At 58.4% G+C, this 18,956-nt stretch carries 19 protein-coding genes; 10 read left to right on the top strand and 9 right to left on the bottom strand.

The window, feature by feature from the left end; all coding sequences use genetic code 11:
- Positions 1-10: 10 nt before the first annotated feature.
- Complete coding sequence (locus AACV31_RS18085; RefSeq protein ID WP_007765156.1) at positions 11-400, bottom strand: hypothetical protein; 390 nt, start codon at positions 398-400, stop codon at positions 11-13.
- A gap of 580 nt (positions 401-980) precedes the next feature.
- Positions 981-2,045: an AI-2E family transporter gene (locus tag AACV31_RS18080; RefSeq protein WP_007765155.1), complete on the bottom strand. Its 1,065-nt coding sequence runs from the start codon at positions 2,043-2,045 to the stop codon at positions 981-983.
- Positions 2,046-2,192: 147 nt separating this feature from the next.
- Between AACV31_RS18080 and AACV31_RS18075 the strand changes: the two genes are divergently transcribed.
- Positions 2,193-3,383, top strand: coding sequence for an MFS transporter (locus tag AACV31_RS18075; RefSeq protein ID WP_015742815.1), 1,191 nt, complete (start codon positions 2,193-2,195; stop codon positions 3,381-3,383).
- A gap of 38 nt (positions 3,384-3,421) precedes the next feature.
- Here AACV31_RS18075 and AACV31_RS18070 read toward each other — a convergent pair whose 3' ends face one another.
- Both AACV31_RS18070 and AACV31_RS18065 read right to left on the bottom strand, forming a co-directional pair.
- Positions 3,422-3,979, bottom strand: coding sequence for a DcrB family lipoprotein (locus AACV31_RS18070; RefSeq protein WP_007765151.1), 558 nt, complete (start codon positions 3,977-3,979; stop codon positions 3,422-3,424).
- 73 nt (positions 3,980-4,052) lie between these two features.
- Positions 4,053-4,718: a 7-cyano-7-deazaguanine/7-aminomethyl-7-deazaguanine transporter gene (locus AACV31_RS18065; protein ID WP_007702888.1), complete on the bottom strand. Its 666-nt coding sequence runs from the start codon at positions 4,716-4,718 to the stop codon at positions 4,053-4,055.
- A gap of 204 nt (positions 4,719-4,922) precedes the next feature.
- Between AACV31_RS18065 and tusA the strand changes: the two genes are divergently transcribed.
- The 4 genes from tusA (at position 4,923) to AACV31_RS18045 (ending at position 8,195) form a co-directional block, all read left to right on the top strand.
- The gene (tusA, locus tag AACV31_RS18060; RefSeq protein WP_105538418.1) at positions 4,923-5,168 is read left to right on the top strand and encodes a sulfurtransferase TusA; all 246 of its coding nucleotides are present in this window, start codon (positions 4,923-4,925) and stop codon (positions 5,166-5,168) included.
- A 187-nt stretch (positions 5,169-5,355) separates the two neighbouring features.
- A complete protein-coding gene (locus tag AACV31_RS18055) occupies positions 5,356-6,339 on the top strand; it encodes a TRAP transporter substrate-binding protein (protein ID WP_105538419.1) in 984 nt (327 codons plus the stop codon).
- 48 nt (positions 6,340-6,387) lie between these two features.
- Positions 6,388-6,897: a TRAP transporter small permease gene (locus AACV31_RS18050; RefSeq protein ID WP_007765141.1), complete on the top strand. Its 510-nt coding sequence runs from the start codon at positions 6,388-6,390 to the stop codon at positions 6,895-6,897.
- Between the two features lie 11 nt (positions 6,898-6,908).
- On the top strand, positions 6,909-8,195 hold the full coding sequence (locus tag AACV31_RS18045; RefSeq protein ID WP_007765140.1) for a TRAP transporter large permease: 1,287 nt from the start codon (positions 6,909-6,911) through the stop codon (positions 8,193-8,195).
- Between the two features lie 129 nt (positions 8,196-8,324).
- Here the strand turns inward: AACV31_RS18045 and zntA are convergent, their stop codons facing one another.
- Positions 8,325-10,538: a Zn(II)/Cd(II)/Pb(II) translocating P-type ATPase ZntA gene (gene zntA / locus AACV31_RS18040; RefSeq protein ID WP_165155199.1), complete on the bottom strand. Its 2,214-nt coding sequence runs from the start codon at positions 10,536-10,538 to the stop codon at positions 8,325-8,327.
- Positions 10,539-10,639: 101 nt separating this feature from the next.
- Positions 10,640-11,266, bottom strand: coding sequence for a lysoplasmalogenase (locus AACV31_RS18035; RefSeq protein WP_015742807.1), 627 nt, complete (start codon positions 11,264-11,266; stop codon positions 10,640-10,642).
- 140 nt (positions 11,267-11,406) lie between these two features.
- Between AACV31_RS18035 and AACV31_RS18030 the strand changes: the two genes are divergently transcribed.
- On the top strand, positions 11,407-11,772 hold the full coding sequence (locus AACV31_RS18030) for a DUF2500 domain-containing protein (protein ID WP_165155201.1): 366 nt from the start codon (positions 11,407-11,409) through the stop codon (positions 11,770-11,772).
- A 57-nt stretch (positions 11,773-11,829) separates the two neighbouring features.
- Here the strand turns inward: AACV31_RS18030 and AACV31_RS18025 are convergent, their stop codons facing one another.
- Positions 11,830-12,099 carry a DUF1145 family protein gene (locus tag AACV31_RS18025; protein ID WP_075197140.1) on the bottom strand — a complete coding sequence of 90 codons (270 nt, stop codon included), beginning with the start codon at positions 12,097-12,099 and terminating at the stop codon, positions 11,830-11,832.
- Positions 12,089-12,685, bottom strand: coding sequence for a 16S rRNA (guanine(966)-N(2))-methyltransferase (gene rsmD / locus AACV31_RS18020; RefSeq protein ID WP_075197139.1), 597 nt, complete (start codon positions 12,683-12,685; stop codon positions 12,089-12,091). The genes AACV31_RS18025 and rsmD overlap by 11 nt, the downstream gene beginning before the upstream one ends.
- Positions 12,686-12,875: 190 nt before the next feature.
- Between rsmD and ftsY the strand changes: the two genes are divergently transcribed.
- The 4 genes from ftsY (at position 12,876) to rpoH (ending at position 17,299) form a co-directional block, all read left to right on the top strand.
- A complete protein-coding gene (ftsY, locus tag AACV31_RS18015) occupies positions 12,876-14,459 on the top strand; it encodes a signal recognition particle-docking protein FtsY (protein WP_165155203.1) in 1,584 nt (527 codons plus the stop codon).
- 2 nt (positions 14,460-14,461) lie between these two features.
- Positions 14,462-15,130 (top strand): cell division ATP-binding protein FtsE, encoded by a 669-nt coding sequence (gene ftsE / locus AACV31_RS18010; protein ID WP_015742802.1) that lies wholly within the window; start codon positions 14,462-14,464, stop codon positions 15,128-15,130.
- Positions 15,123-16,178 (top strand): permease-like cell division protein FtsX, encoded by a 1,056-nt coding sequence (gene ftsX / locus AACV31_RS18005; protein ID WP_207552692.1) that lies wholly within the window; start codon positions 15,123-15,125, stop codon positions 16,176-16,178. The genes ftsE and ftsX overlap by 8 nt, the downstream gene beginning before the upstream one ends.
- Positions 16,179-16,441: 263 nt before the next feature.
- Positions 16,442-17,299, top strand: coding sequence for an RNA polymerase sigma factor RpoH (rpoH, locus tag AACV31_RS18000; RefSeq protein WP_004384844.1), 858 nt, complete (start codon positions 16,442-16,444; stop codon positions 17,297-17,299).
- A 48-nt stretch (positions 17,300-17,347) separates the two neighbouring features.
- Here rpoH and pdxR read toward each other — a convergent pair whose 3' ends face one another.
- Positions 17,348-18,841, bottom strand: a complete 1,494-nt coding sequence (gene pdxR, locus AACV31_RS17995; RefSeq protein WP_165155205.1) for a MocR-like pyridoxine biosynthesis transcription factor PdxR — start codon at positions 18,839-18,841, stop codon at positions 17,348-17,350.
- Between the last annotated feature and the right edge of the window lie 115 nt (positions 18,842-18,956).

Here is an 18,956-nt window from a genome sequence, read left to right as displayed (position 1 = left end):
TCATAAGCGATTAAAGATCCGCACCCGTGGAGAGATTCAGCTGGATGTCTTTATCGAGGTTATTGACCCAACGGTTATAGTTTTTGTGGATTTTGCCGTCGCTTGCTTTGAGGTTCATGCTGCCGACGTAATTGATGGAATAGCCGTTGGCACTGTAAGGAATACGAATTTCAGCGGAGTGATCGCGGTTTTTCAGGCGACCAGTAATCACACCCGGGCCTGCGTCAGTCATCATCCATTCACGCTGTTTCCCGGCTTTCAGGATAGCGGTGCGGACCTGCTGCGCCGTGTGCGTGCCGCTCACGGTGGACTGAATATTATCGACAGGCGCCGTACGCGCGCAGCCTGCCAGAGCGCCCATGACCGCCAGCGCGGCGACCCATTTAGTGACCTTTTTCATACAATCTCCATATTTCATTTATGAGTAACGCAACAGGGCGACGAGACGCTGTGTTGGTCCCGCCACACAAAATTTCGCCAGCACTCTGCTGGCGTCGCCGTCTGGCGTTAAGGTCGTTCAGTAAATTATCTAAAAAGGCGGGCTATCTTCTGGCAACGAGGCGGGCGATAAGACGTCCGGTGTGACGTAAGATGCTATTACTTTTTAAAATCAGAATTTACTTATTTTTATAAATAGTAAAATAATGTTTACGCGTAAGCAATAGCCTGTCGTTAATAACGCTTTTTACCGCAAGGTTTTTGTAAGGTGCTGTTTTTTATAGAGTAGATGAGGGTTTTTTACTGCGGAAGGGAAACGCTGACGGGAACGGCATTTAAAAACTCATTGATTGTTCAAGAAAATAATAACTATAAAAAACATTTGTGAAACAATTGAAACTAATGCATTTGAATGTATTTGAACGTGAAATGTAATTCACCGAAATAATTTACAGACGCTACACAAAATTAGCACATGAAAAAGCGGGCGCTATTTTGCCCGCTCGCAATCCAGTCATCCCTTCTCTGATACGTCAGCCGTACTACCCGGGTAGCCGCGTTTTCGGGCGACCGGGGCCAAGAAGGACGGCGATTTTGCTGCCGCCGTGCGTGGTTTCCATCCAGATTTTACAGACGCTGGTAAGCGGCACCGAAAGCAGCATGCCGACCGGCCCGAGTAACCACCCCCAGAACAGCAGAGAGAGGAACACCACCATCGTGGACATCCCGAGGCGATGGCCCATCATGCGCGGCTCCACGATATTCCCCAGGATCATATGCACCAGCAGGAACAACACCCCCACCATGACGACTTCATACACGCCATTGAACAGTAGCGCCTGGATCATAGGCGGTATTGCCGAGAGCACCGCGCCGATGTTGGGAATGTAATTGAGCAAAAACCCAAGCACGCCCCACATCAGCGCGAACTGGATGTCGAGCAACGTCAGGCCGAGCCAGATGATCACGCCGGTCCAGAGGCTGATGAGCGTTTTTAACGCCAGATAGTGGCTGACGCCTTTTAACGCCCGATGTAGCCCGGCGATGTGCAGTTGCGGGTTAGCGAGCGCGAAGCGCAGCTTATAAGGCACGTGGCGCACTTCAAACAGCATGAAGACGACGGTCATCACCAGCAGCACGGCACTGGCCATCGCGCCGGAGAGCTGCGTCATCAGCGTGGTGGCGAAGGTAACCATCTTGTCGGAATCCATGCGCTGTAGCATACGCTCCGGCGAAAGGTGCAGGTGCATGAAGGGTACCATTTCCTGTAGATGCAGGAGTTTTCGCGTCAGTTCCTTATTATATTTCGGCATTAACGCGATAAATTCATTAAATGACGCCGCCAGTACGCCCAGCAGCAGCGTCAGGCCTATCAGCATCACAAACACGACGATAGTTATCGCGACAGGGCGGCGAAAGCCCCGGCGCATAAACCAGGTCACCAGAGGGTTGAGCACTATAGCCAGAAACAGCGCCAGCAGCAGCGGCACAATCACATCTGCCGCGGCGTGAATGCCAGCCAGAATAATGACCAGCGCCGCCAGCTTTTGCAGCATATGCAGGCCGACTTTATCTTGTTGGGGTTGGGGTCGTTGTGGACCAATCATAACCAATTCCTTTTATGAGGGCTTTCTTAGTGTAGTGTGGAACCGGCATTGCGCCGCAGGGAGGAAATCTGAAACGCGGGCGTTTCCGTTGAAGGAAATTTCAGGTTTATACTGACGCTACCGCTGTTGCCAAAAAAGTGAAATGTCATGCCGGATGTCTGCGCCGAACCCGCGTTAAGCGGCCTGCGGCTGAACCTGAAAATCGTCTCCATTGTTATCTTCAACTTCGCTACCTTTCTGACTATCGGTCTGCCGCTCGCGGTACTGCCGGGCTATGTCCATGATGTGATGGGGTTTAGCCCGTTCTGGGCGGGGCTGGTTATCAGCCTTCAGTATATCGCCACGCTGATAAGTCGTCCTCATGCCGGGCGTTACGCCGATCTCTGGGGACCGAAAACGGTAGTCATTGTCGGCATGTTCGGCTGTCTGCTGAGCGGCGCGAGCTATTTTCTGGCGTGGTGGAGCGGCGGCTTGCCGCTGGCGTCGTTGGCGCTGCTGTGTCTCGGGCGTGTGGTGCTGGGTTTTGGACAGAGCTGCGCGGGCACCGGCTCGACGCTCTGGGGCGTCGGCGTGGTCGGTTCGACGCATATCGGCAAAGTGATCTCCTGGAACGGCGTCGTCACCTACGGCGCGATGGCCGTGGGCGCGCCGCTCGGGGCGCTGCTGTACCGGCTGGGCGGCCTGCCGCTGGTGGCGGGCGTTATTATGGGCGTGGCGCTGCTCGGGATTGTATTGGCGCTGCCGCGCCCGGCCGTGAAGGCGAGTAAGGGCAAACCGCTGCCGTTTCGCGCGGTGCTCGGCAAGGTCTGGCCGTTCGGCATGGCGCTGGCGCTTACCACCTCCGGCTTTGGGGTGATCGCCACGTTTATCACGCTGTTCTACCAGGCCAAAGGCTGGGACGGCGCGGCCTTCGCCCTGACACTCTTCAGCGGCGCGTTTGTCGGCACGCGTTTGTTATTCCCGAATGCGATTAACCGGCTGGGCGGCATTAACGTGACGCTACTCTGCGGCGTGGTGGAAACGCTTGGGCTGCTGTTGGTTGGGCTGGCGGTGGATCCGTGGATGGCGAAAGTGGGGACGTTTCTCGCTGGCGCCGGGTTCTCGCTGGTGTTCCCGGCGCTCGGCGTCGTGGCCGTGAAAGCGGTGCCCCAGAGCAATCAGGGCGCGGCGCTCGCCACCTATACGCTGTTTATGGATTTGTCGCTCGGGATAACCGGGCCGGCGGCAGGCGTGCTGATGGCCTGGGCGGGCGTACCGGCGATTTATCTGGCGGCTGCGGGGCTGGTGTTGCTCGCTATTCTGTTAAGCGCGCAGTTAAAAAAACGGCCCGCCCCGTAAAGGGCAGGCCGCTGTTGTAAGCGCGTTTTTACCGCGGATTACTTCACCACGATGGTGTTGATGATGTTCTCTGCGGTGCTCTGCGCCTGCTGCTGGTTATCGGCAGGCAGCGTGATTTGCAGGGTCAGCAGTTTGTCATCAACATTGCCCAGCACCACGGAGGAGTAAGCGGTCTGGCCTTTGGCGGAGATGACGGTATCAAGCTGCTGCATCTTCTGGCCTTTGATTTCAATCGCTTTATTGGTCACGACCTGCAGTTGCGGGTCGCGGGCGCGCTGCTGATCTTCCAGACGCTTCGCCAGCACTTCCAGCGATTCCTGGCTTTTCTCGCCGACGATGACGATCACGGCTTTCTGGCCGGTCTGATCGGAGTAGACATGCATGTTGTTCGCCTGGGTGCCCACTTTACCGCTCTGATCGGTCATATCCGCCGGCAGGGAGAAGCTCAGTTTGCCGTCCAGCAGACTGACCGGCTGCCCGGAGGCTTCGCTCTGTGAGGCACCGGCGCTTGCCGGCGCGTTGCTGTCTTTGTTGTCGCAGGCGGCAAGCCCCATCACCAGCAGGCCAATACCGACATATTTCACCAGATTGCGCATTCACTTATTCCTTTACAAGAGACGGTCAACACGACCCATCTCTGCATCTTAACACAAGAAATTCCGCGAACCTTTACCCGCGCTGTAGCACGCGGAAATCGGATTTATCCGCCAGCTTTTTCAACAGCATATTCAGCAGCACGCCATACATCGGCAGGAAGAACACCAGGCTGATAAGCACCTTAAAGGTGTAATCCACCAGCGCGATTTCCATCCAGTGTTCGGCCATGAACGGGTCCGGGCTGCGCCAGAACGCGATAAAGAAGAATGACAGCGTGTCGCTGACGTTGCCGAGCAGCAAGGACGCGCCCGGCGCCAGCCACCAGCGCGGGCTCTGACGCAGACGATTAAAGACATGCACGTCGAGGATCTGCCCCAGCGCATAGGCCATAAAGCTGGCGGTCGCGATGCGCGCGACGAACAGATTAAAGTGCGACAGCGCGCCAAATCCTTGCCAGCTCCCCATATAAAACAGCGAGGAGATCACATAGGAGACCAGCAGCGCAGGCACCATCACCGCGAAAATAATGCGACGAGCCAGCGGCGCGCCAAAAATGCGCACGGTCAGATCGGTGGCGAGGAAAATAAACGGAAAGCTAAACGCGCCCCAGGTGGTGTGAAAACCAAAGATGGAGACCGGCAGCTGCACCAGATAGTTACTGGAGGTGATCACCAGCAAATGAAACAACGAAAGCCAGACGAGCGCGTTGCGGCGCTGACCAGACGTAAACGGAGTCATATTGTGACCTTTTTGTTAGTTGGGGTGAGGGAACCCAGTTCATCTTCATGCTAAGGCAGACGCGGCGCGTTTGCGCAAAGCCGCCGCATGATACTGCTTTGTATCGTCATTGCAATGGTTAATTTTAACGCAATCGTTCACATGAGTTGCGTCACGAAAAACGGGGGGTAAACTAAGGCGGTTTTTCACAACCCCGAGAGAAGCATGACCGATCTGTTCGCCAACCCTGACCATACCCTGGACGCCCTCGGGCTGCGCTGCCCTGAGCCGGTAATGATGGTGCGTAAAACCGTGCGCCATATGCAGCCTGGCGAAACGCTGCTCATTGTGGCCGATGACCCGGCGACGACGCGCGATATCCCTGGCTTCTGCCGCTTTATGGAGCATGAGCTGGTGGCCTCGCACACCGAAACGCTGCCGTATCGCTATTTGCTGCGTAAAAATCAGTAATTCCTGCCGTAAGCCGCCATCATGCGGCTTTCTGAACTCACGTCACATTCTTTTTAAACCCTTGTTTCAGAGTTGTTGCTTTTGTGAGGCGCTTCACCCCGGCTTTACAGGACGTCGTCTAGTTTATAACCGACAAATCAAAACACCGTTTTATAACGACCCTGTCCTTATCCTCTGGAGCGACCCGATGAAAAAGCGATTTATCCCGGCGTTTGCCGGTCTTTGCCTGTCCACCGCGTCACTGCTGTTTGCGCCCGCTCTGCATGCGCAAGTGATTAAAGCGGCCGATGTTCACCCGCAGGGGTATCCGAATGTCGTCGCCGTGCAAAACATGGGTGAAAAATTAAAACAACAAACCAACGGCGAGCTGGAAATTAAAACGTTTCCGGGCGGCGTGCTGGGCGATGAGAAGCAGATGATCGAACAGGCGCAGATGGGCGCAATCGACATGATCCGCGTTTCAATGGCGCCAGTCGCGGCGATTTTGCCGGAGATCGAAGTGTTTACGCTGCCGTATGTGTTTCGTGATGAAGACCATATGCATAAGGTCATTGATGGCGATATCGGCAAGCAAATCGGCGATAAACTCACCAGCAACCCGAAATCGCGGCTGGTCTTTTTAGGCTGGATGGACTCCGGCACCCGCAACTTAATCACCAAAAACCCGGTCGTGAAGCCGGACGATCTGAAGGGCATGAAAATTCGCGTACAGGGTAGCCCTGTCGCCATCGGCACGCTGAAAGCGATGGGCGCGAACGCCGTGGCGATGGGCGTGAGCGAAGTCTACAGCGGCCTGCAAACCGGCGTTATCGACGGCGCTGAAAATAACCCGCCGACCTATATCGCTCATAACTACCTGCCGGTCGCGAAGCATTACACCCTGAGCGGCCACTTTATCATTCCCGAAATGCTGCTCTACTCGAAAGTGAAGTGGGACAAGCTCAAGCCCGAGCAGCAACAGAAAATCCTGACGCTCGCCCGCGAGGCGCAGATGGAACAGCGTGAGCTGTGGAATGCCTATAACAAGCAGGCGCTCGACAAAATGAAAGCGGGCGGCGTGCAGTTCCACGACATCGATAAGGCGTATTTCGTTACCGCGACCGCCCCGGTGCGCGACCAGTATGGCGCGAAGCATCAGGACCTGATGAAAGCCATCGCCGACGTCAAATAATCGCTTACGCCGGGCTGGCCCCGGCGTCTCATCCTCTGCGGAGTCTTTATGTCCCGATTCTTTCTGGTCTGGATGGATCGCCTGTACCTGCTCGCCATGATGGTGGCTGGGTTCGCGCTGTTGATCATGACAGTCGTGATCCCGATAGGGATTTTCTCGCGTTACGTGCTTAACCGGGGGGAATCCTGGCCTGAGCCGGTCGCCATTATCTGCATGGTGACGTTTACCTTCATCGGCGCGGCGGTAGGCTACCGCGCGGGCTCGCACATCGCGGTAAACATGCTGACCGATCGCCTGCCGCCGTTTGCGCAGCGGGTCTGCGCGCGCGTGGTCGATCTGCTGATGCTGGTCATCTCGCTGGTGATGTTTTACTACAGCGCCCTGTTGTGTATGGAGCTGTGGGAGCAGCCCGTCGCGGAATTTCCGGTACTGACCTCCGGAGAAAGCTATCTCCCGCTGCCCATCGGTTCAGCGGTGATGATTTTGTTTGTGATCGAGCGGCTGCTGTGGGGCTCTCAGGAGAACCGTCCGGTCGTGCTCATTGGCAACCATAGCTGACGGAGAACACCATGGACGCATTTATCTTACTGGCCACGCTGGCCGTGCTACTGGCGCTGGGGATGCCGGTCGCTTTCGCGGTGGGCCTGAGCGCCATCGTGGGCGCGCTCTGGATAGATCTGCCGCTGGAGGCGTTGATGATCCAGATAACCAGCGGCGTCAACAAATTCACGCTGCTGGCGATCCCGTTTTTTATCCTGGCGGGCGCGATTATGGCCGAAGGCGGCATCGCCCGGCGGCTGGTTAACTTCGCCTATCTGTTTGTGGGCTTTATCCGCGGCGGGCTGTCGCTGGTAAATATTGTCGCCTCGACGTTTTTCGGCGCGATTTCCGGCTCGTCGGTGGCGGATACCGCGTCCATCGGCAGCGTGATGATCCCGGAGATGGAAAAAAAGGGATACCCGCGCGAATACGCCGCAGCGGTCACGGCGAGCGGCTCGGTGCAGGCGATTCTTATCCCGCCCAGCCATAACTCGGTTATCTATTCGCTGGCGGCGGGCGGCACCGTGTCTATCGCGACGCTGTTTATCGCGGGGGTTTTACCAGGACTGCTGCTGGGGATGAGCCTGATGGTGCTTTGCATCGCCTTCGCCCGGCGGCGCGGCTATCCGAAAGGCGAGCGGATCCCGCTGAAGCAGGCGCTGAAAATTTTCATCGATGCGCTGTGGGGACTGATGACGGTCGTGATTATCCTGGGCGGCATTCTCACCGGCGTGTTTACGGCGACGGAATCGGCGGCGGTGGCCTGTCTGTGGGCCTTTTTTGTGACGATGTTTATCTATCGCGATTACAAATGGAATGAGCTGCCGAAGCTGATGTTCCGCACCGTGAAAACGGTGACGATCGTGATGATCCTCATTGGGTTTGCCGCGGCGTTCGGCGCGGTGATGACCTATATGCAACTGCCGACGCGCATTACGGAGTTCTTTACGACGCTGTCGGATAACAAATACGTCATCCTGATGTATCTCAACGTTATGCTGCTGTTGATTGGCACGCTGATGGACATGGCGCCGATCATTTTGATCCTGACGCCGGTATTGCTGCCGGTCACCAATCAGCTCGGCATCGATCCGGTGCATTTCGGAATGATCATGATGGTGAATCTCGGGATCGGGCTGATTACGCCGCCGGTGGGGTCGGTGCTGTTTGTGGCGAGCGCCGTGAGCAAGCAGAATATCGAAACCGTGGTGCGCGCCATGCTGCCGTTTTATGGGGTGTTGCTTGTCGTGCTGGCGATGGTGACCTACATTCCGGCCATTTCGCTCTGGCTGCCGCGGATATTAGGGATGATGTAAGGGCGATGGCGGGTGTTCAGGTTGAAGTGGCGGGTGCACTTCGTTTACCCGCCCTACAGCTGGTCTGGATGTGGGGAGTTGGTTTTGTAGGGTGGGTAAGCGTAGCGCACCCACCGTGTTTGTTCCCCGTCAGCCGCGCTTACGCAACAGCCTTAACGCATTGGCGGTTACCAGCACCGTCGCACCCGTATCGGCCAGCACGGCCAGCCACAGACCGGTCAACCCAAGCAGCGTCGTCACCAGAAAAACGGCCTTTAACCCCAGCGCAATCGTGATGTTCTGGCGAATATTGCGGTGCGTGGCGCGGGCAAGCGCGATCATCTCCGGCAGCGCCGCCAACCGGTTGTGCGTCAGCGCCGCGTCGGCGGCTTCCAGCGCCACATCGGTGCCGCTGCCCATCGCAATACCGATGGTCGCGGCTTTCATCGCCGGCGCGTCATTGATGCCGTCGCCCACCACCGCCAGCGGCGCGCGGGCGTTGAGCTCATTGACTGCCGTCACCTTATCCGCAGGCAGCAGCCCCGCGCGATAGTCCATTCCCAACTCTGTGGCAATTGCCGCCGCCGCGCGCGGGTTATCGCCGGTCAGCATCACACTCCCCACGCCCAGCGCCCGGAGTTTCTCCACCGCGTCGCGCGCGTCGGCGCGTTGCGTATCGCGCAGCGCCAGCGTGCCGAGAAGCCGATCGCTTGCGGTCACCACGATCACCGTCTGGCCCTGCGCTTCCTGCTCGCGGATGCGCGCCTGCCACTCCGCGGGAAGCTCAATAGTCACTTTATCCGGCGCGCTGATGCGAAGCAGGCGGCCCTCCACCTGCGCTTCAACCCCGGCGCCCGCCAGCGTGCGCTGCGCACCGGCGCGCAGCGTCGCCACGCCGCGCGCGTTCGCCTCGCGCACCACCGCCTGGGCCAGCGGATGCGTGCTCCCCTGCTCAACGGCTGCGGCGTACGCCAGCAGCGCGTCGGCCTCCAGCCCGTCGACCGGATCGATTGCCGTCACTTGCGGCGTGCCCGCCGTCAGCGTGCCGGTTTTATCGAAAGCTATCTGCTCAACGCGCCCCAGCGCCTCCAGCGCGGCGCCGCCTTTAATCAGCGCGCCGAAACGCGTGGCGGCCGCCAGGCCCGATGTGATTGCCGCAGGTGTGGAAATCACCAGCGCGCACGGACAGCCAATCAGCAGCAGCGCCAGCGCTTTGTAGATCCACGGCAGCCAGGGCGCGGCAAACAGCAGCGGCGGGATAAGCGCCGTCAGCAGCGCCGCCGCCATAATGACGGGGGTATAAATACGGCTGAAGCGATCGATAAAACGCTCAATCGGCGCGCGTTTTGATTCCGCCTCTTCAATCAGATGCAGAATACGGTCAATGGCGCTGTCGCCGGGGCGCGAGGTCACCTCCAGCGACACCAGACGATCCACGCTGGTGGCGCCTGCGGGGACTTTTTCACCCGGCTGGCGCTCAACCGGCAGCGATTCGCCGGTCAGCGCGCTCTCATCGAAACTTGCTGCCGCGGCGAGCAGCTTGCCATCGGCCGGTAGCCTGCCGCCCGCGGCTACTTCAATCACATCGCCGGGCCGGAGTTCGCTTATCGCGACGGTTTCACGCGCGTCGCCGCGCAGGCGCACCGCCGTTTCGGGGCGCAACGCCACCAGCGCGCTGACGCCGCTGCGCGCGCGATTCGCCGCCCAGCCTTCCAGTCGTTCGCCCACCAAAAAGAGCAGCAGCACCATCGCCGCCTCTTCGCTGGCGCCGATAATCAGCGCGCCGAGGGCGGCCACGCTCATCAGCGTTTCAATGGCGAACGGGTTACCGCTGCGGATAAGACGCCAGGCCTGACGCGCGACCGGAAACAGCCCGACCAGCGTGGTGAGAGTAAACGCGATGCGTCCCGCCAGCGGATGGAACTGCTCCAGCGCCCAGCTCAGCGCCATAAAGACGGCGATAACGATAATCGGCAGGTTTTCCCGCAAGCCTGACGTCGCCGCCGGGGCAGGCGCATGGGCGTCGCGCAGCGTATAACCGGCGGCGCGTACCGCCTGTTCGATGGCCTCGCGCTGAGAGGCGGGCGCGTCCACCACCAGTTTTTCGGTTGCGAACAGCACCTGCACCTGACGCACCTCGGGGACCTGGCGCACCGCATTTTCCACTTTGCGGGCGCAGGCGGCGCAGTCCATACCGGCGACCTGCCAGCTTAGCGCGCCTGTTGTTTCTATCGCAGGCGACGTTTCGCCGTCTGCGCGTTCACAACAGGATGCCGCGCTGATGGCAGGCTTTTGCGGCGCAGGCGTCAGCGTCATTTTCGCGAATTGCGGCGTGGCGTGGGGCTTTTCAGAAGGGGTGCGCATGGCGTCCTCCGGTAATGATAATTTTCTCATTACCGGAGCTTACACTCTGGAGTCGACTCCAGAGTCAAGAGAATTGTGGGCGGAATTTCACCGCCCGTCGTTCAAAGGTACAGCGAGCGGACAATCATAAAGTGGCCCGCGAAATAGCAGGCGGCGGCGATGGCGCTGTCCGCAGTAAAGCGCTTACGGTAGTGGCTGCCGAGCCAGACAATCGCGTTCAGCAACAACAGCACGGCCCCGACGAAGCCGGAGAAGCTGGTGTCTATCGGACGGAAGAAATAGAGTTCCCCCGCGAGCCAGACCATCACCAGCGTCATGCCGATATAGGTGCAAATCGGCCAGCGGAGATCGCCAAGGCGGGTCCAGATGGTCGCGATCAGCGCTGCGCCTATCACCAGCAGCGCCAGCGGCAGCGGCCAGAAAAAGGAGAGCGTCATCTGGCTGGCGAACCAGACGGTATAAAGCAGGTGCGACAGGAAAAACGCCCCGAAGGCGTACAGCAACTGCTGGCGCGGCAGCAGCATGAGCGCGTCGCCTGCGAGCGTCGCCACCAGACCCGCCAGCACCAGATAACCCGTTGGGCTCGCGAGCGGCGCCTGCCAGCCCAGCAAGAGTAACAGCAGCAACGTTAATGGCTTAAACAGCCAACGTTGCCAGGTCGCGCCGCGGTAAGACGCATCGACATACAGCCAACCGGATAAAAAGACAGCAATAAACGACCAAAGCATGATAAGTCCCTGATTCAGTTATTGTAACGTACGCACGCAGCGCACGGCCCTTGATTTCAGTCTAGTGGTCAGACGGGCGGGATGACAACGCCTGGCGCTGCGGGGTATTCTTAAAAAGAGATAAGCCGCCGGGATCTGTCATGAGTAAGCCACCGCTTTTTTTCATTATTATCATTGCGTTAATCGTCGCGGCCGCCTCATTTCGCTATGTGCAGCAGCGGCGCGAGAAAACAGAAAATGACGCGGCCCCGGTCACGCAGCAAAACGTGGTGGTGGCCAGCAAGCGGGAAAAACCGGTTAACGGGCGGCGTTCGCGTGAGCAACAGGTTGCGCCGCCTGCGCAAACCGTGCGGTATGAGGCGACGTTTCGCCCACAGGAAGGCGGGGCGGAGATGCGGTTTCGGCTGGATGAGGCTCATTATCACCAGCTGACGGTCGGCGACCGGGGACAGCTGGTGTATCAGGGGACGCGGTTTATGGAGTTTGTCCCCGCGCCCGCGCGTTAACCTGGCATGGCGGGTGCGCGTCGCTTACCCGCCCTACAGAAATAACCTGCCCGCGCGTTAACGCGGCTTCTTCTGGTTTTTTTGCCAGGCAATCAGTTCAAATACGCCGAAGATAAAAATACGCGCCTGCTGGAAACGGCTTAACGGCGGGGCGTCTTTGGGCTGCGTGGCGCGCAGCAGCGATAATTGCAGAATATGCATGATTATCATGAAAAATAGCGCCACGTTAACGAAAATATTCAGCGGACGCGGGAACGGCTGGATCAGATTCAGTACCAGAAAGCCCCACACGCCCAGCATCAGCAGGCGCCCCAGATTAATCAGCATTTTGCTCTCCTTGTGATTCGCGCAGATAAAGCCGGTACGCCACCTGGCCCGCCACTTTTTCGCGGTGCAGTTGCCAGCTGGCTGGCACCGGCGGCAGGCCGTTTTCCACTTCGCTTTCAACGTATATCAGCGCCTGCGGCGCCAGCCAGCCGCGCGTCTCCAGCAGGTTTAGCGTCTCTTCCAGCAGCCCTTTGCGAAACGGCGGGTCAACAAACACGATGTCGTGCGGCTCGCCATTCTGGCTCAGAAAATTGAGTGTGTTAGTGTTCACTACCTTGGCAGCGCTGGATTTGAGCGTAGCAAGGTTTTTCTGAAGCTGCTGCGCGACGCCGCGCTCCATCTCCAGAAGCGTGGCGTTGGCCGCGTAGCGGGAGAGCGCCTCCAGACCCAGCGCGCCGCTGCCAGCGAAGCAATCCAGGCAGCGCGCGCCGACCAGATACGGCGCCAGCCAGTTAAATAAGGTTTCGCGCACGCGGTCAGTGGTGGGGCGCAGGCCGGGGCTGTCCGGCACCGGCAGCTTCCTGCCGCGCCACTGTCCGCCAATAATGCGGATCTGGCCGCTACCCGAGGAGGTTGGTTTCTTCATTATGCTCACACGCTTTTCTGTTCAGGCTGCTATTCTAGCGGCGCAAACGGGCGGGCGAAACCTCCGTGCGGCGGTATGCCGCCCCGGCGGGAAAGTGGTAGACTAACTTATTCATTCGCAATTTTTTTCAGTACCCTGAGCCAGACGACGGGACTGCGCCATGTATTAACCGCGAGGAGTGCATTCGCCAATGGCAAAAGAGAAGAAACGTGGCTTTTTTTCCTGGCTGGGTTTTGGCCAGAAAGAGCAGGCAGAAACTGAAGCCGAACAACAAAAAGTAACAGAACAACCCGCGGCGACAGAAGAGCGCGTTGAGCCTGACTCGCAGACAGCGGCTGATGAGACCCCCCATTCCCTGGCGGAGTCTGAAAAATTCGCCGATGAGGTGGTGGCCGTCAGCGAAAGCGTGGTGCATGAAGAGCAGCAGGCTGCGCAGCCGGAAACGGTCGAGACGCCGGTTCAGCCAGAGCCAGCGCTGAAAACGGAGCCGGAAGCTGTAAACCCGCCGGTTGCACAAGCTGAAGAGTGGCTGCCGGAGCAGGAAGAAAACCGCGCGCCGGTAACGCTTGCGCCGGAGCCTGTCGCTGAGCCTCAGCCCGAAACGGTTGCGGAAACGATCGTCGAAGAAGACGTCATCGAAGAAGCGGCGGCTATTGAAGCGCCCGTTGTGGAAGAGGCGGCGGTAGCGCCTGCGGCGGCTGACGCCCCGTACGATGAAGACGAAATTGCAGAAGACGCGCCGGTTAGCGAAGAAGAGCTGGCTGCGCTGGCGGCTGACCCGGAAGCGGCGCTGGAAGTCGAGCCGGAAGCCTCAGAAGACGTCGCGCCGGTGGTGGAGCAGGAGAAGCCGACCAAAGAAGGTTTCTTCGCGCGTCTTAAACGCAGCCTCCTGAAAACGAAAGAAAATCTCGGTTCCGGATTTATCAGTCTGTTCCGCGGCAAAAAAATCGACGACGATCTGTTCGAGGAGCTCGAAGAGCAGTTGCTGATTGCCGACGTAGGCGTGGATACCACCCGTAAAATCATCGCCAACCTCACCGAAGGCGCGAGCCGTAAGCAGTTGCGCGATGCCGAGGCGCTCTACGGCCTTCTGAAAGAAGAGATGGGCGATATCCTCGCTAAAGTGGACGAGCCGCTGAGTGTCGAAGGGAAAACGCCGTTTGTTATCCTGATGGTCGGCGTCAACGGCGTAGGTAAAACTACCACCATCGGCAAGCTGGCGCGTCAGTTCGAGCAGCAGGGTAAATCGGTGATGCTGGCGGCGGGCGATACCTTCCGCGCAGCCGCGGTCGAGCAGCTCCAGGTCTGGGGCCAGCGCAATAACATTCCGGTTATCGCGCAGCATACCGGCGCGGATTCCGCCTCCGTAATTTTCGACGCCATCCAGGCGGCGAAAGCGCGCGGCGTAGACGTGCTGATTGCCGATACCGCCGGGCGTTTGCAGAATAAATCGCACCTGATGGAAGAGCTGAAAAAAATCGTCCGCGTGATGAAAAAGCTCGACGAGAACGCGCCGCATGAAGTGATGCTGACTATCGACGCCAGCACCGGGCAGAACGCCGTCAGTCAGGCGAAGCTGTTCCACGAGGCGGTAGGGCTTACCGGCATTACGCTCACCAAGCTGGATGGCACCGCGAAAGGCGGCGTGATCTTCTCGGTGGCCGATCAGTTTGGCATTCCGATTCGCTACATTGGTGTGGGCGAACGTATTGAAGATTTGCGTCCGTTTAACGCGGGCGACTTTATTGAGGCACTTTTTGCCCGAGAGGATTAACCATGATTCGCTTTGAACATGTCAGCAAAGCCTATCTCGGTGGGAGACAAGCGCTGCAGGGGGTGACTTTCCACCTGCGGCCTGGCGAGATGTCATTTCTTACCGGCCACTCCGGCGCCGGTAAGAGTACGCTGCTGAAGCTGATTTGCGGTATCGAACGGCCGAGCGCCGGGAAAATCTGGTTCGGCGGTCACGATATCAGCCGCCTGAAAAACCGCGAAGTGCCGTTTCTGCGTCGTCAGATCGGTATGATTTTCCAGGATCACCATCTGCTGATGGACAGAACGGTCTACGATAATGTGGCGATCCCGCTGATCATCGCGGGCGCCAGCGGCGAAGACATTCGCCGTCGCGTATCGGCGGCGCTGGATAAAGTAGGGCTGCTGGACAAAGCGAAAAATTTCCCGATTCAGCTCTCTGGCGGTGAACAGCAGCGCGTGGGCATCGCCCGCGCGGTGGTCAATAAACCTGCCGTATTGCTGGCGGATGAACCGACGGGCAACCTGGATGACGCCCTCTCGGAAGGCATTCTGCGTCTTTTCGAAGAGTTTAACCGCGTCGGGGTGACCGTATTAATGGCGACGCACGACACCGGGCTTATCTCACGGCGCAGCTACCCGGTGCTCACCCTGAGCGAAGGGCATTTGCATGGAGGCCGTGTTGGTGAATAAACGTGACGCGCTGAATGAAATCCGGCGCTTTAGCAACAAACTGGATAATTTCCGTAAACAGCGTTCTTCCGGTGAAACAGGACGGCCTGTGCAGAAGCGAAATAAAGGCTCCAACGTCAAAGGCAAATCGCGGCAGGGCGGCATCAATGAGCAGGTGCGCTACGCCTGGCAGGGCGCGCTTGCCGATCTGAAAAGCAAGCCGCTCGCCACGTTTTTAACGGTGATGGTGATTGCCATTTCGCTGACGCTGCCGAGCGTCTGCTACATGGTGTATAAAAACGTCAGCGAGGCCGCGACGCAGTATTATCCGTCGCCGCAGATAACGGTCTATCTCGACAAGACGCTTGATGACAGCGCTGCGCAGCAGGTGGTGGGGCAGCTTCAGGCCGAGCCGGGCGTGGCGAAGGTCAATTACCTGTCGCGCGACGAGGCGCTCGGTGAATTCCGCAACTGGTCGGGCTTTGGCGGCGCGCTGGATATGCTGGAAGAAAACCCGCTGCCAGCCGTGGTGGTGGTCGAGCCGAAGCTCGATTTTCAGAGCAGCGAGGCGCTCAATACGCTGCGCGACCGCGTGGCGAAACTTCAGGGTGTTGACGAAGTGCGTATGGATGACAGCTGGTTTGCGCGGCTTTCCGCGCTCACCGGGCTGGTCGGGCGCGTGGCGGCGATGATTGGCGTGCTGATGGTAGCGGCCGTGTTCCTGGTTATCGGCAACAGCGTGCGCCTGAGCATTTTCGCGCGCCGCGACACTATCAACGTGCAGAAACTCATTGGCGCGACGGATGGTTTCATCCTGCGACCGTTCCTTTACGGCGGCGCGCTGCTCGGGTTTACGGGCGCATTGCTTTCACTGATTCTGTCAGAAATCCTGGTGATGCGGTTATCCGCCGCGGTGACGGATGTCGCGAAAGTGTTCGGTACTACATTTGAAATCAGTGGGTTATCTTTCGATGAGTGCCTGTTGTTGCTGCTGGTCTGTTCCATGATCGGTTGGGCGGCCGCCTGGCTTGCCACCGTGCAACATTTACGTCACTTTACCCCCGAATAAAAAATATTTGTTATAATCATCCCCTGCTACGAGTTCCCGTCAGCAGGGGATGCGTACCGATGAACTTCTGCTTCTCCTGCCCACGCTTTTTCATAGCAATGTCACATTTTGTGCGTAATTTATTCACAAGCCTACAGGGAACTTGTGGATAAAATCACGGTCTGATAAAAGAGTGGCTGATATTCTCGTTGCTCAAACACACTGGCCCGTTTGTTGCCTGACCAGGGACGAACGCCAGTTCGATGTCGATTGAGAGGATTTGAATGACCAAAGAAATGCAAACTTTAGCTTTAGCCCCGGTCGGTAACCTGGATTCCTATATCCGGGCGGCCAACGCCTGGCCGATGTTGTCGGCAGACGAAGAGCGGGCACTGGCTGAAAAGCTGCATTACCAGGGCGATCTGGAAGCAGCGAAAAAGCTGATCCTGTCTCACCTGCGTTTTGTTGTTCATATCGCTCGTAACTATGCGGGCTATGGCCTGCCGCAGGCGGACCTGATCCAGGAAGGCAATATCGGCCTGATGAAAGCGGTACGTCGCTTCAACCCGGAAGTGGGCGTGCGTCTGGTTTCCTTCGCCGTGCACTGGATCAAAGCTGAAATTCACGAGTATGTGCTGCGTAACTGGCGCATCGTGAAAGTCGCCACCACCAAAGCGCAGCGTAAGCTGTTCTTTAACCTGCGTAAAACCAAGCAGCGTCTGGGCTGGTTTAACCAGGATGAAGTGGAAATGGTGGCCCGCGAGCTGGGCGTTTCCAGCAAAGATGTGCGTGAAATGGAATCACGTATGGCCGCGCAGGACATGACTTTTGACATGTCCCCGGATGACGACGCGGGTGACAGCCAGCCGATGGCTCCGGTGCTGTTCCTTCAGGATAAGTCTTCTAACTTTGCCGATGGCATTGAAGATGACAACTGGGAAGAACACGCCGCCGACAAACTGACCGACGCCATGCAGGGTCTCGACGAGCGCAGCCAGCAGATCATTCGCGCGCGCTGGCTGGATGAAGACAACAAAAGCACGTTGCAGGAACTGGCCAATCGCTACGGCGTCTCTGCCGAACGCGTGCGTCAGCTTGAAAAAAACGCGATGAAAAAACTGCGTGCCGCGATAGAAGCGTAAGTCGCGTCAGTCTGATGACACACCCCGCCTTAAGCGGGGTGTTTTGTTTTATGCGCGGCGCGAAAGCGTCGGGTAAGCCGTCTCGATACAGGTCAGCAGCGCTTTAAATGCCCCCTCCATTTTCTCCTCCGCCACGCAGGCGAACCCCATCAGCAGGCCGCGACGCCGGTTCTCCGTCAGGTAGTAGCGCGACAGCGGGCGCACCAGAATGTCGCGCGCGTTGGCAAGACGGGCAATCTCTACGTCGTCCGCGTCATCCGGTAGATTCAGCACCAGATGCAGTCCGGCGTTATCGCTGAAATCTGACAGCGCCTCCGGCCCCAGATAACGTGTTATCAGCGCCGTCAGAAACGCCCGACGGCGGCCATACAGCAGCCGCATCCGGCGGATATGGGCGCTGTAATGCCCGGCCTCGATAAACTCCGCCAGCGCCGCCTGGATAATCGAATGGCCGCCGCGATAAAGCTCGGCATGCGCGGTTTTCATCTCCTGCGCCAGCGCGCGCGGCAGCACCACATAGCCGATACGCAGGCCCGGATAGAGCGTTTTGCTGAAGGTGCCGATGTAAATCACCGGCGGGTCCGCCACCAGCCCCTGCAACGCCGGAATAGGCTGGCCGGAAAAGCGAAATTCGCTGTCGTAGTCGTCTTCCACAATCCAGCTGCCGGTCTGGCGCGCCAGCGTTAACAGGCGCTGGCGACGCTCAAGGCTCATGACGGCGCCCAGCGGATACTGGTGAGACGGCGTGACGAAAATCAGCCGCGGCGGCGTCTCCTGGCCCTCCGGCGGCACCATGCCGGCGCGGTCGACCGTCACCGGCGTAATGTTCACCTCATTCATCTGCAACACATGGCGGATGCCCCAGTACGACGGCTCTTCCACCCACGCCGTATCGCCGCTGTCGCACAACATACGCGCCACCAGATCGATCGCCTGATGAATACCTTCGGTGATCAACACCTGATCCGCCGCGCAGTGAACCGAACGCGACACCCGCAGATAATCCACCAGCGCGCGCTGTAACTCCGGCGTGCCGCCCTGACAACTGTAGGTGAGGCGCTGCGGGCTGGGACGGCGGCTGATCCGCGCCTGAATTTTGCTGAACAGCTGATGCGGAAACGCCTGTACATCCGGCACGCCGGGAATAAACGCGCCCCACTGTTTCGGGCTGGCGCTGACCTGCCCAAGTAGCGTTTTGCCGCGTGATGAGAACTCCGCGTGCGCAACGCGATCGTGCTGCCCCTGGGCCACCGGCGGCGCAGATAACAGGCTGTCCGGCAGCATTCTGGCAACGAACGTTCCGCTACCGGCGCGAGACGTCACATATCCTTCTGCAAGTAATTGTTCATAAACTGTTAATACGGTGTTGCGAGAAAGACCAAGCTGTTGCGCGAGATCCCGCGAGGCGGGAAGACGGCTTTGCGCGGGCAGGCTACCGTCGAGAATAGTCAGGCGCAGCGCGTTATAGAGCCGCTTATGCAGGCGTTCGTCGCGCTGTTCGCCGAGGCGAAGCAATAAGAGATCGGACACTAAAGAATGCAATTGGATCCCTCATTTATTCAAAACTGGTACTCGATTATAGGGCCATAGGTTGGGTAAATAAACGTCACTGTTTCAGGTTTGTTGCTAAAAAGTGACGTTTATCAGCAGGAGAATG

The organism is Cronobacter sp. EKM101R (assembly GCF_963888145.1).
Classification (GTDB): Bacteria; Pseudomonadota; Gammaproteobacteria; order Enterobacterales; family Enterobacteriaceae; genus Cronobacter; species Cronobacter turicensis.
This window is presented reverse-complemented; position numbering and strand designations above follow the sequence as displayed.